At 37.8% G+C, this 13,045-nt stretch carries 13 protein-coding genes and 1 other RNA gene; 12 read left to right on the top strand and 2 right to left on the bottom strand.

The genetic code is table 11. The features are described from left to right. Positions 1 to 3 precede the first annotated feature (3 nt). Positions 4 to 498 carry a GNAT family N-acetyltransferase gene (locus tag HNP38_RS04270; protein ID WP_184184947.1) on the top strand — a complete coding sequence of 165 codons (495 nt, stop codon included), beginning with the start codon at positions 4 to 6 and terminating at the stop codon, positions 496 to 498. Positions 499 to 684: 186 nt separating this feature from the next. Here the strand turns inward: HNP38_RS04270 and HNP38_RS04265 are convergent, their stop codons facing one another. Beyond that, entirely contained in the window at positions 685 to 999 is a 315-nt protein-coding gene (locus HNP38_RS04265) for a DUF4286 family protein (RefSeq protein WP_184184944.1), read from the bottom strand. A 148-nt stretch (positions 1,000 to 1,147) separates the two neighbouring features. On the opposite strand from HNP38_RS04265, the gene gyrA reads away from it, so the two are divergent. From gyrA to HNP38_RS04225, 8 genes are all read left to right on the top strand, one after another. Beyond that, on the top strand, positions 1,148 to 3,730 hold the full coding sequence (gene gyrA, locus HNP38_RS04260; RefSeq protein ID WP_184184941.1) for a DNA gyrase subunit A: 2,583 nt from the start codon (positions 1,148 to 1,150) through the stop codon (positions 3,728 to 3,730). Between the two features lie 29 nt (positions 3,731 to 3,759). Next, positions 3,760 to 4,791 carry a tetratricopeptide repeat protein gene (locus HNP38_RS04255; protein ID WP_184184938.1) on the top strand — a complete coding sequence of 344 codons (1,032 nt, stop codon included), beginning with the start codon at positions 3,760 to 3,762 and terminating at the stop codon, positions 4,789 to 4,791. Positions 4,792 to 4,955: 164 nt separating this feature from the next. After that, positions 4,956 to 5,792, top strand: a complete 837-nt coding sequence (locus tag HNP38_RS04250; RefSeq protein WP_184184935.1) for a 1,4-dihydroxy-2-naphthoyl-CoA synthase — start codon at positions 4,956 to 4,958, stop codon at positions 5,790 to 5,792. Between the two features lie 45 nt (positions 5,793 to 5,837). Continuing rightward, entirely contained in the window at positions 5,838 to 6,383 is a 546-nt protein-coding gene (locus HNP38_RS04245; RefSeq protein ID WP_184184932.1) for a PH domain-containing protein, read from the top strand. Further along, complete coding sequence (locus HNP38_RS04240) at positions 6,358 to 7,860, top strand: PH domain-containing protein (protein WP_184184929.1); 1,503 nt, start codon at positions 6,358 to 6,360, stop codon at positions 7,858 to 7,860. The genes HNP38_RS04245 and HNP38_RS04240 overlap by 26 nt, the downstream gene beginning before the upstream one ends. Before the next feature lie 6 nt (positions 7,861 to 7,866). Continuing rightward, positions 7,867 to 8,796 carry a 1,4-dihydroxy-2-naphthoate octaprenyltransferase gene (gene menA, locus HNP38_RS04235; RefSeq protein ID WP_184184926.1) on the top strand — a complete coding sequence of 310 codons (930 nt, stop codon included), beginning with the start codon at positions 7,867 to 7,869 and terminating at the stop codon, positions 8,794 to 8,796. 12 nt (positions 8,797 to 8,808) lie between these two features. Further along, the gene (locus HNP38_RS04230; protein WP_184184923.1) at positions 8,809 to 9,255 is read left to right on the top strand and encodes an SRPBCC family protein; all 447 of its coding nucleotides are present in this window, start codon (positions 8,809 to 8,811) and stop codon (positions 9,253 to 9,255) included. Between the two features lie 290 nt (positions 9,256 to 9,545). Then, entirely contained in the window at positions 9,546 to 10,232 is a 687-nt protein-coding gene (locus HNP38_RS04225) for a metal-dependent hydrolase (RefSeq protein WP_184184920.1), read from the top strand. A gap of 15 nt (positions 10,233 to 10,247) precedes the next feature. On the opposite strand, the gene ffs is transcribed toward HNP38_RS04225, so the two are convergent. Further along, positions 10,248 to 10,345, bottom strand: an RNA gene (ffs, locus tag HNP38_RS04220) — signal recognition particle sRNA small type. A 256-nt stretch (positions 10,346 to 10,601) separates the two neighbouring features. On the opposite strand from ffs, the gene HNP38_RS04215 reads away from it, so the two are divergent. From HNP38_RS04215 to HNP38_RS04205, 3 genes are all read left to right on the top strand, one after another. Further along, entirely contained in the window at positions 10,602 to 11,183 is a 582-nt protein-coding gene (locus HNP38_RS04215) for a DUF4199 domain-containing protein (RefSeq protein WP_184184917.1), read from the top strand. 15 nt (positions 11,184 to 11,198) lie between these two features. Further along, positions 11,199 to 12,149, top strand: a complete 951-nt coding sequence (locus tag HNP38_RS04210; RefSeq protein ID WP_184184914.1) for a glycosyltransferase family 2 protein — start codon at positions 11,199 to 11,201, stop codon at positions 12,147 to 12,149. Positions 12,150 to 12,319: 170 nt separating this feature from the next. Continuing rightward, complete coding sequence (locus HNP38_RS04205) at positions 12,320 to 13,024, top strand: GIN domain-containing protein (RefSeq protein ID WP_184184911.1); 705 nt, start codon at positions 12,320 to 12,322, stop codon at positions 13,022 to 13,024. Positions 13,025 to 13,045 lie beyond the last annotated feature (21 nt).

The following is a 13,045-nucleotide window of genomic DNA, read 5'->3' as shown; positions in this document are numbered from 1 at the left end:
ACAATGAATTACGAATTAAGAGAAATGCTTCCGGGAGATATTCCCCGGGTTTTGGAAATTTTCCGGATGGGTATCGATGGAGGAATGGCGACTTTCGAGACAGAAGTTCCCAACGCGGAAGCCTGGGGTATGGAATTTTTTAATGACTGCCGATGGGTATTGGAAAATGAAAACGATGAAGTCGTAGGCTGGTGCGGGTTGAAACCCGTAAGTAAGAGACAGTGTTTTAAAGGCGTTGCAGAAGTCAGCATTTATTTTGACGATAAATATCAGGGATTGGGTTTGGGATCAGTATTACTCAGAAAGATGATTTTAGATAGTGAAGATCACGGATTCTGGACCTTACAGTCCAATATATTCCCGGAAAATCAGGCATCAGTCAAATTCCATCAGAAAAACGGTTTCCGGATCGTAGGCACCCGTCAGAAATTAGGAAAACTGAATGGTGAATGGAAAGATGTGGTCATGCTGGAAAGAAGAAGCGAAAAGGTTTATTAATAAGTATAAACTAGGATTTATAGTCGTAAAAAATATTAAAACAAAGTTCAATAAACGACCTATATTAGACTATAATACTTAATAACATCTTATGGTTCTTTAATAGTTCAAAAAAAACAGGCTCAAAGATCAAAAATTAATAACCCAAAAGCCCCGATCAACATCAGGGCTTTTATCCTTTATCGTTTAAAACCTAGATTTCTTTGGATTTAAAAACGTGTTGAAAATCATAATATCCTGTCCGAACTTTTTCTCAATTCTTTCCGTGATATTTACCAGTTCACTTTGAATAAAATCATTCCGAAGATCATCATTATCAAACAGCAAAAGAAGGTTGTAATTCTTTCCCTCCTCAATATAATCACTGTGTACTTCAGAAAGGATATATTTATTTACATCCATAAGATTTTCAGTCATTAAGATCAGTGACTCGTCCATATAATTTTCCCATTCCTCAATATTATTTTTCGGACAATGGAAAGTTATACTTAATACGCTCATATTTTATGAATTTTTAAGATTTTGTGGATAAATTCTAGGGCAAAAATCGGCAAATTTTTCGTAAATTAGCCCGTTATTAAAAAAGGGTAACAAATAATTCTCAGACACTCATCTAAGGGTCTGACTATCATTATAATAAAATTTGTTTATGCAAAAAGAAGGAGAAAGACTGATTCCTATCAACATTGTTGATGAAATGAAGTCATCTTATATCGATTATTCGATGTCCGTTATTGTTTCCAGAGCATTACCGGATGTAAGAGATGGCTTGAAACCCGTTCATAGAAGAGTGCTTTATGGTATGTATGGCTTAGGGGTTTTTTCCAATAGAAAATATTTAAAATCTGCGAGAATTGTTGGGGATGTTTTAGGTAAATATCATCCGCACGGTGACTCCTCTGTATATGATGCAATGGTGAGAATGGCCCAGGAATGGAGCTTACGTTATCCTCAGGTTGACGGCCAGGGGAACTTTGGATCTATGGATGGTGACCCCCCTGCGGCAATGCGTTATACCGAAGCAAGATTAAAAAAGATCTCCGATGAGATCCTTTCAGACCTGGATAAAGAAACGGTAGATTTTCAGAATAACTTTGATGATAGTTTAACTGAACCTACGGTAATGCCTACTAAAGTTCCAAACCTTTTGGTGAACGGAACTTCCGGTATTGCGGTAGGGATGGCGACCAATATGGCCCCGCATAACTTATCAGAATCTATAGACGCTATCTGTGCCTATATTGATAACAAGGAAATTACCATCGATGAGCTGATGCAGCACATTATTGCTCCCGATTTCCCTACAGGAGGCATCATTTATGGCTATGACGGGGTAAGGGATGCTTTCCATACCGGTAGAGGAAGAGTTATTCTTCGTGCCAAAGTCAGCTTTGAAGAAATAGGAAACAGAAATGCCATTATCGTTACTGAAATTCCTTATCAGGTTAATAAGGCAGAGATGATCGCCAGAACAGCAGAACTGGTTAAAGATGAAAAAATTCCGGGAATATATGAAATAAGGGATGAGTCAGACAGAAAAGGTCTGCGTGTTGTATATGAATTGAAAAATGATGCGATCCCGAATGTAGTCCTGAACCTTTTATACAAATATACAGCGCTTCAAACCTCTTTTAGTGTCAATAATATTGCATTGGTCAACGGAAGGCCGGAACAGCTGAATCTGAAGGATATTATCCATCACTTTGTTGAGCACAGGCATGTTGTGATCGTAAGAAGAACTGAATATGAGCTGAAAAAAGCTAAAGAAAGGGCCCACATCCTTGAAGGCTTCATGAAAGTGATCGGTACTCAGGATGCTTTAGATAAAGCCATTTCCATCATCCGTCACAGTGCAAATCCTCAGGCAGCTAAAGAAGGCCTGATCGAAGCATTTGACCTCTCCGAAATTCAAGCTCAGGCGATCCTGGATCTTCGTTTGGCTCGTTTAACAGGAATGGAGCTTGACAAGATCCGTGACGAGTACGAAGCCATTATGAAGGAGATTAAGAATTTGGAAGACATCCTTGCCAACGAAGGCAGAAGATTCCAGATCATCAAGGAAGAATTAATTGAAATTAAAGAAAAATACGGTGACGAAAGAAGAACCGAGATCGATTATTCAGGCGGAGAAATGTCAATTGAAGATATCATTCCGAATGAATCCGTGGTTCTTACCATTTCTCACGCAGGATACATCAAGAGAACATCACTTTCCGAATATAAGATCCAAAGCAGGGGCGGTGTAGGAAACAGGGCTGCGACGACAAGGGATGAAGATTTCCTTGAATATATCGTTTCTGCAACCAACCATCAGTATATGCTGTTCTTTACCGAAAAAGGAAGATGTTACTGGCTGAGGGTATTCGAAATTCCGGAAGGTTCCAAAACGGCAAAAGGAAGAGCGGTTCAGAACCTTATCAATATAGAGCCGGATGATAAGATCAAAGCGTACATCAGAACCAACAACCTTAAAGATTCTGAATATGTAAATCAGATGAGTGTGGTAATGGTTACCAAGAACGGAACAATCAAGAAAACTTCGCTTGAAGCTTATTCAAGACCAAGAGTGAATGGGGTTAATGCCATTGAGATCAGAGATAACGACCAGTTATTAAGTGCTTACCTGACTAACGGAAACTCTCAGATCATGATCGCTACTAAAAACGGTAAATGTATCCGTTTCCCTGAAGAAAAAGTAAGAGAAGTAGGAAGAAGCTCCATCGGGGTGCGTGGTATCACGCTTGAAGACAATGATGAGGTTATTGGTATGATTGTTGTGAATGATGTAGAAAATGAAACGGTACTTGTGGTTTCTGAGAAGGGATATGGAAAGAGAACTGCAGTAGAGGATTACAGAATCACCAACAGGGGAGGAAAAGGAGTAATTACCCTTAATATTACTGATAAAACAGGAAACCTGATCGCCATTCAGAATGTGACGGATGAAGACGGGTTAATGATCATCAATAAATCAGGAGTGGCCATCAGAATGGGAATGGATGAAATGAGGGTGATGGGAAGAAATACGCAAGGGGTAAGAATGATCAACCTTAAGAAAAATGATGAAATTGCAGCCATTGCAAAAGTAGCGATGGATAAAGATGTAGAAGATGATTCTGAAGAAATTGAAGAAGGGGCAGATGCAGCTGATAATCAGGAAAGCAACGCAACACCTCAGGCCGAAAATGAAAACCCGGCTGAAGGAAATGAGAATGCTGATTCTGAAGAATAAATTTGTACAATTAATATAAAATAGTGATTATGAGAAAGCTAATTTTAGGTATGGCTATTGTGGCGTCTGCCTTTGCTTTTGGGCAAAAGGAAGATATTAACGCAAAGCTTCAGAGTGCTAATAAAGCAGCTATGGATGCGTATAATGTAAAAAACTATGCTGCTGCTGCTCCCAAGTTTTTAGAAGTATATAACTTATTAAAGACGAATGGTCAGGAAGACAAATTATATATGTATTATGCAGGAGTTAGCTATGCATTGGCTAATAATGTGGATGAAGCTATTAAAATATATACAGATTTGATCAATTCCGGGTATACAGGAGTTCAGACTACTTATACTGCCAAAGATAAAAACGGTCAGGTTTCAACTTATGACAAGAATACCTGGGAGATCCTTAAAAAAACCAGCAAAGATTATACTGATTTTAAAACAGAGCAGACTAAAAGCGTAGAAGCCGACCTGTATGAAACACAGGCTACACTGCTTTTGAATGCAAAGAAAAATAATGAAGCCTTAGCTATTATTGAAAAAGGATTGGCAAAATTCCCTAATAGCACCAAGTTAAAAGAATTTCAGGGAACCGCTCTTTATCAGGCCGGAGATACCGATAAATTCATGGTCAACCTGAAAGAGCAGCTGGCTAAAAATCCTAACGATGCTACCAATTGGTATAACCTGGGAGTATTACAGTCTAAAAATCCGGCCACGGTAGCGGATGCAGAAACTTCATTCAAAAAAGCACTTGAGCTTCAGCCGGCTATGTCCAATGCACATCAGAACCTGGTGTTGACAGTTATCGGAGATGATGAAAAAGCAGTCAACGATATCAATGCAGTAAGAAAATCGGATCCAGATAAAGCAACGGAACTTATCGAAGCCAGAAAAGCAAGATTCGATAAGGCTTTACCCTATGCTGAAAAATGGTATCAGACCAATCCGACCAATTTAGAAGCGGTTACCACACTAAAAAACATCTACGGAATAACTAAAAATCAGCCAAAAATGGCTGAAATGAAAGCTAAAGAAGCTGAACTTCAGGCACAACAGCCTAAACAATAATTTCTTTTAAAGAATAACCGGAACCGGAACAGATATTGTTCCGGTTTTTTGTTTTTTACTCTGGGCAGAATATAGTTTATTTTAATATTTTTCGGGTGATTATCATCAAATTTGAATGTTAAAATTCTCTGTAATTCCGTATATTTGAGAAAAATTTTTACAAAATGATCGAGTGGAAAACCGCCAAAGAATACGAGGATATTACCTATAAAAAATGTAACGGAGTAGCAAGGATTGCTTTCAACAGACCGGAGATCCGTAATGCTTTCAGGCCCAAAACGACTTCGGAATTATATGATGCCTTTTATGATGCTTCAGAAGATCCTTCAATAGGGGTTGTATTGCTTTCGGGAGAAGGGCCGAGCCCTAAAGACGGAGGCTGGGCATTTTGCAGTGGCGGCGATCAGAAAGCGAGGGGGCATCAGGGATATGTAGGTGAAGACGGAAGGCACCGGTTAAATATCTTAGAAGTTCAGCGTCTCATCCGTTTCATGCCGAAAGCTGTGATTGCAGTAGTTCCGGGTTGGGCAGTAGGCGGTGGGCATTCACTTCATGTGGTTTGCGACCTTACTTTAGCGAGTAAGGAACATGCTATTTTCAAACAGACCGATGCGGATGTTACAAGCTTTGACGGTGGCTACGGTTCTGCTTATTTAGCGAAAATGGTGGGCCAGAAAAAAGCCCGTGAGATCTTCTTTTTAGGAAGAAATTATTCCGCCCAGGAAGCATTCGATATGGGAATGGTGAATGCAGTGATCCCTCACGATGAACTGGAAGATACGGCTTACGAATGGGCACAGGAAATACTGGCAAAATCCCCTACCTCTATCAGGATGCTGAAATTCGCTATGAACCTTACAGATGACGGAATGGTAGGGCAGCAGGTTTTTGCAGGAGAAGCCACCCGTTTAGCGTATATGACCGAAGAGGCAAAAGAAGGAAGAAATGCATTCCTGGAAAAAAGAAAGCCAAACTTTGGAGAAAATCAGTGGATATCATAAACCAATACAACCGGGAAACTCAAAAACTGGGTTTCTGATCAGTTAATGGAACAAAAATTTGAAAATAAGCAGCTTTTTGATCTTGAAATTCCAAATTTTGAGGATTTGGAACTCACTCCGGTTTCTCCGCAGTATTTTAAAATAATCATCCTGAATACTATTTTATTTTCACTGTTTTTGCTTTCAGGATTTTTAGCGGCTTATCTTTTCTTTCGCGAAGATTTTTCATCACTTCAGATAGGAATGGTATTTACAGTCGTTGTATTATTGATTGCCTTTTTATTCCTGAGTGCGGCTATAGGCTTTAAGTACAGAAAATATGCAGTTCGGGAAAATGACCTCGTTTACCAGCACGGCTGGCTGAAAAGAACATTGATCATTGTACCTTTTAACAGGATACAGCACGTTAAAGTAGAACAGGGTTGGTTTTCAAAAATACTGAAACTGAAATCCATTTCCGTATACACAGCAGGAACCGACGCCGGTGATATATCCGTTAACGGTTTGCCGGAAGAAACTGCAGAAGGAATTAATGATCTGATCCTGAAAAATATCAAAGCTGAATATGCAGAAGATGGAACAGGAGCATAACTCTTTTTTCCAGCCTCAGAGACAATCGAGGACGGGGATTGTACTGCTTTTTTTGTATTCCATAGGGCAGGTGATCAAGAATTCCTGGGCGCTGATCTTCATATTTTTTTTCAAAAAAAAGGATATAAGCCCGGTATTCATTGTTCTTTTTATAATTGCGGTTTTAATTCTTTTAATTGTTTCAGCGGTTTTACAGTATTATAATTTCAAATATTATATAGATCCGGAAAATGAGGAATTTGTGATCCATAAAGGCATTATCAATAAATCAACCATAAAGATCAAAAAAGATAAGATCCAGGAAGTTAATATTTCCCAACCGTTTATCCACCGCATATTTAATATCTATAAACTGGAGATCGATACACCGGGAAGTTCAGAGAAAGAAGTTTCTGTTTCTGCGCTTTCCCGTCAGAATGCCGTGGATCTGAAAAAATACCTTCTTTCAGAAAATGATCTGAAGATAGAAAATACGAACGAACCTGTTGAAGAAAAAACAGCTCCGCAAAGCATCAGGATCTCAACCCTCAGTTTATTAAAATACGGATTCACAGCAAACTATGTCCAGAGTTTCTTTGCCTTAATAAGTTTAGGTATTTACGGGATCTTTCAGGTCAATGACCTGCTGGATAAAGCTGATTTTGAAACCAGGCTCAATTATGAAGAGCTTACTTCACAGCTCATGACGTTCTCGGTTCCCGTTATTGCTGGGCTGATCTTTTTTGTGGTCATTCTGGGTGTTCTCATCAATGTGATACGTACATTGATCCGCTATTATAACTTCAGGATCGCTGAGAATGATCAGCGTTTATCATTAGAATACGGTTTATTCAATACAAAGAATGCTATAGTTACCAAAACTAAAGTGCAGGTAATTACAGAAACCCAAAACTGGATCCAGAGAAAACTGAATGTTTCGTTCATCAGATTCCTTCAAATGGGTAAAGGGGAAGATGAGAAAAATGTTTCCTCTGTTCCGGGTATCCATCAAAGCGAAAAAGAAAAATTAATTTTTTCGATCTGGAAACAGGAACCAGAGTTTAAACATGCTCTTAAACCCAATTTCAGATGGCTTGTCGTGAATAACATGAAATGGATTATTTTTCCGCTGGTTTTAATTTGTATTTTTAATAAGAACCTGCTGATGGATTATTGGCTGATAGTTTTAGCCTATTTCATTATTGTGGAGCTCTTCTTAGTGGTTTCTTTCCTTAATCTCAGGTTATATTACAGTGACAGATTTATCAGGCTGAGATCCGGATTTTGGGACATCCATTACCGTACTTTTGAAATAGAAAAACTTCAGACTGTGAAAATTTCTCAGTATTTTTGGCAAAGAAAAGCGAACATAGGAAGTATTATCTTATATACGTCTGCAGGCAGATTTAGCTTTTCTGCAGTAGATTTTTTAAAAGCAAAGAGACTTTTCAATTATATGATCTATACAATAGAAAAGTCTAAAAATCATTCAAAATAAATAATAATGTCAGAATGGATAAAAGCCGCAAGGCTGAGAACATTACCGCTGTCTCTAAGCGGGATTATCATGGGAGCCTTCATTGCAAAATGGAGACTGTATGGTGAAGGCGGAACCTGGGACTGGAAAATATTTGCACTGGCTCTTCTGGTGACCCTGCTGTATCAGGTTTTATCAAACTATGCCAATGATTATGGTGACGGGGTGAAAGGAACTGATGCCAAAAGGATTAACGAAGCGGAATCCAGGGCTGTAGCCTCAGGAAAGATCACGGCAAAGCAGATGAAGAATGCGGTGATCCTTTTTTCCATATTATCTCTGGCTGCTACGGTTGCTCTGTTGTATGTTGCTTTTATTCCGGAGCATATGAATGAGTTTTATATTTTTATAGGGCTGGGAATAGCAAGCATTTTGGCTGCGATCGGTTATACCGTGGGTAAAAAACCTTATGGATATATGGGATTGGGAGATCTTTTTGTATTCATATTTTTCGGATTGGTTTCCGTTTGCGGAAGCTATTTTCTGTTTACAAAAACTTTCAGCTGGGACGTTTTGCTTCCGGGCACGGCCATCGGGATGATGAGCATGGCGGTCCTTAACCTTAACAATATGAGGGATATTGAAAGCGACAGGTTATCCGGAAAGAACAGCTTAGCTTTAAGATTAGGCTTCAGAAATGCCATGATCTATGAAATGATCCTGCTTCAGCTTCCCCTGATCCTGATCCTTATATTTTTAGGAGTAAACGGTTTTATACAGATGCAGAACTACTATGTTTTCATTGTCATGATTTTGTTGCTTCCTCTGATGAAACTAAGAAGAAAAATAATGTCTGTAAAAGAACCGAAAGAACTTGATCCTTTCCTGAAGCAGGTGGGCATCATGACATTGATGATGGCGGTTCTTACGGCTTTCGGTCTTAATTATTTTAATTAAAATACTATTATTATGAGTTCTACTGTATATGTTGAAGCTCAGATGCTGATCAGAAGACCGGTTGAAGAGGTCTTTGAAGCATTCATCAATCCTGAAATTACTACTAATTTTTGGTTTACAAAATCTACCGGAAGATTGGAAGAAGGCAAAACGGTTACATGGGAATGGGAAATGTATGGCGTGAAATCTGATGTAAAAGTAGAGGAGATTATCTCAGACCAGCTGATCAGAACAATATGGGGAGATCCTGTAACCAATGTAGATTATGAATTCAAACAGATGGAAAAAGGAACTCTTGTTGTTATTACAAGCTACGGATTTATCCAAACCGGAGAAGATCTGGCAAAAATTATTAATGATAACACTGGAGGTTTTACAACGGTTTTAGATGGTTGCAAGGCTTATCTGGAACACAGGATCAGACTCAACCTGATTGAAGATAAATTCCCGCAGAAATAAAGGTGAATATCCGGACCATAAAAAGAATTAATATAATATTATCAATATTGGTATTGATTTTAAGCCCTTATTTTCTGTATGGTACATCAAAAATCCTTATGACAGACGGAGGAGCGATGGGATTTGGATATTTAATATTACCTTTTTTTATTATTTGTAACCTATTTATTATACCTGCTTTATTTACATTATTTAAAGGAAAAAAATATAATAGATCTTTCCTCTTTATAAATACTGCAGGCTGCATATATTCAGTATTACTTTTACTATTGTTAATAAAAAATTAAAAAATGAAAATACAATATCTGGGACAAAACTGTTTTTTGTTTACTTATAAAGACAAAACCATTTTGAGCGACCCTTTTTACAACTATCAGAAAGCCCAGTCGGGTTTTGATATCGCCGCTCAAAAGATAGATTATATCCTGTTGACCCATGCACACGGAGATCATATTGCCGATGTGGAAGAAGTCTTGCAGCATCATCCGGAAGCAACCATCATTGCGGTTCCTGAGATTTGCGGTTATTTTAAAAATGCCAAGAATACGGACGATGTGAACTTAGGAGGATCCGCAAAAATTGATGATCTTAAAATTTCCATGGTTCCGGCCCATCATACAAGCTCATTTCCGGACGGAAGCTACGGAGGCGTGCCTGTAGGATATATTTTCAGGCTTCCTGAAGGTAAAAACATCTATCTGGCAGGAGATACCGGTGTAATGGCAGATATGGAACTGTTCCCGAGATTATTCGGACATATAGATCTGTCCATTCTACCTATTGGCAGCCATTATACCATGTGCCCGAGAAAAGCAGCTTTTGCAGCAGCTGAGTTATTGAAAACACCAAAGGTGATCGGATGTCATTTTGATACCTTCCCGCCAATAAAAATCAATCATGAAAGTGCATTACAGCATTTCAGTGATAAAAATGTAGAACTTGTTTTACCGAAACTGGGAGAGGAGTTTGAATTTTAAACTAAAGGAAATAAAAAATGGCAAGCTATCTACATCACACCGCTACGACCAATTACCTTTGCTGCGTTCCCACCCTGGAGGATTCTCAGGAGCTGGTTGTGTAGGACTTGCCGGTGCAAAGATAGCAAATTATTATGAATGAGAAAACAGAATTAAAGAAAAAATAGTCTGGAAAACACATGACCACAGATAAAAGATTGAAATTTAGAGAAATAAATTTTTAAAAAAATATAACAATATAGCAATGTAATAATGTAACAATAATAAAACAGTTTAGTAGGGTCAAATAATTATATAAAATATATTAGCATATAAATAATTGTTGCACAGCTATATTGATAAACTGTTACATTATTAAATGATAAAATTATGACGAAAAGTCCATCAACACTAGGAATTATACTTTTTATAGCCACTATGATCATTTTTTTCATAGTGTATTACTTCTATTCAGGAATCAATTATTTTGATACATCGCTCAAGATCAATGCGTTCCTCTTGCCTGTTCTCTATGCCGGTGCAGCGTTCTGGTCAGTAAAATCCTATTGGAACAGCAACAGGGTTGTCACTTTCAGGGCAGCTTTTAAAAGAGCATTTCTACCCATGTTTATGGGTGGTATTCTTTCCATTTTCAGCATCTATGCATTTTTGAACTTCGTAGATACGGATGCCAAAAGGCTACTGAATTATCAATATGTACAAAGACAAAAAACAGAGCTGAATAAGGAATATACTTCGGCCAGAAAGATCTTGAAACATCAGAAAGATATTGATGAATTAGACCAGAAATATAAAGAAAGGCTTCAGAGTTTCACTCCCGAAGCAGTTAAAGGAAAAGATATGCTTACGGTAAGTCATTTTTCCGGATATTTTGCAGCAATTCTTATATTTTATGTAGTTTTGTCACTGTTTTTCGGAGCATTTTTCAGAACAAGAACCAGTCAGCAATAATTTACAATATTTTAAATGAATTTATCTATAGTTATTCCGTTACTTAATGAAAAGGCCTCCTTGGAAGAGCTTTTTTCAAGGATTGATAACGTTTGTAAAACCAATAATCTGTCTTATGAGATCTGGTTTGTAGATGACGGGAGTACGGATTTGTCATGGAGTATCATTGAGAACCTTAAAATACAGCACCCTCAGATCCATGCTATTAAATTTTCCAGAAACTACGGAAAATCACAGGCTTTGCATGCGGCTTTTGAAAGAGTTAACGGAGAGGTGGTGATTACTATGGATGCCGATCTTCAGGACTTTCCGGAAGAGATCCCGGAATTGTATAACATGGTGATCGAGGATAATTATGATATTGTTTCCGGCTGGAAAAAGAAACGCTTTGATAATGTAATGACCAAAAATATTCCGTCTAAGCTCTTCAATGCGGCTGCGAGAAAAGTATCCGGGGTCCATCTTCATGATTTCAACTGCGGGCTGAAAGCTTATAAGAAGCAGGTGGTGAAATCTATAGACGTATATGGAGATATGCATCGCTATATTCCCGTATTGGCTGCTAATGCAGGATTCAGAAGAATTACGGAAAAAGAAGTGCAGCATCAGGCAAGACCCTACGGAACTTCAAAATTCGGAACAGAACGATTTGTCCGTGGGTTTCTGGATCTGATTACCCTTTGGTTTGTAAGCCGGTTTGGAGGGAGACCGATGCATTTCTTTGGTGCTGTGGGAACCCTGATGTTTATTGTCGGTTTCCTTTCTGCACTTTGGCTGGGAATTTCAAAGCTGATTGATGTTTCCAGAGGAATTTACGGACATCTTATTACAAATAATCCCTGGTTTTTTATTGCCCTGACTATGATGATCCTGGGAACTTTACTTTTTGTAGCTGGGTTTTTAGGGGAAATGATCATCAGGACCCATAGAGAGCATAAGAATTATAATATTGATGAAGTGATCTAAAAATAATAATAAATAAAGATTGAAACCTCTTTTACTGTTTCTTGAAGTTTATACAAGTTAAGACTTAACCACTCTTTTAGTTTAATTTGAAAGTGTTTTCATACTCAATATAAAAACTAATTAACTATACTTAGTCATTCTCCAATTTCAATGAAATCTTTTAAAACAGCATGAAAAAATATATCAGCCTTTTATTCATACTTATCCTTGTTGTTTCCTGTGGAAAGATAGCTCCGAAAGGAACCATTGAAAGCAAGGAAATTCCTGTGGAAAATTTTAAAAATATCTTTCTGAAAGGAAAATTCAGAACGTTTCTTGTTCGGGGAAATAAAAGTATGGTCAATGTGGAAACGTATCCCAATATTTATGATAACCTTCATATTGAAGTAAAAGACGAAGGTTTGTTCATTACCGAGCTTAGGGAAACAAAAGGTGTTGATTTTTATAATATTACCATTTATTCCAGATACAGCCCGGAAAAAATAAGTATTTCAGATTCCGCAGAAATGAATATTTCCAGTGAAATAAAAACCGATAATTTTAGGCTGAATTTGAAAAATAATGCTACATTTATGGGTTCAGTGAATACGAGAAGAGCAGAAGTGGAAATGCTGAACAGAAGCAGGGCTAATTTTCTGGGAAGAACCAAAGATGCCGTGATAAAGATTTCTGATACGGCGAGTTTAATTGCGCCTTATTGGAAAATAGGAAATCTGGATATTGATTCAAAAAACGGGAATTATGCAGAAGTCAATGTCAAGGATTCCCTGAAAGGGCATGTTCAGAATACTGCAAAATTTTTGTATTATAACGACCCGATCCGTGCATTTAAAATTGATAAGACGACGAAGGTTGAGAATAAAAAACTGAATTAATATTCTCTTTTGTCATTCAGA

Source organism: Chryseobacterium defluvii (assembly GCF_014204415.1).
Lineage (GTDB): Bacteria > Bacteroidota > Bacteroidia > Flavobacteriales > Weeksellaceae > Chryseobacterium > Chryseobacterium defluvii_A.
The sequence above is the reverse complement of the archived record's forward strand: the minus strand, read 5'-3'. Positions and strand labels throughout refer to the sequence as shown.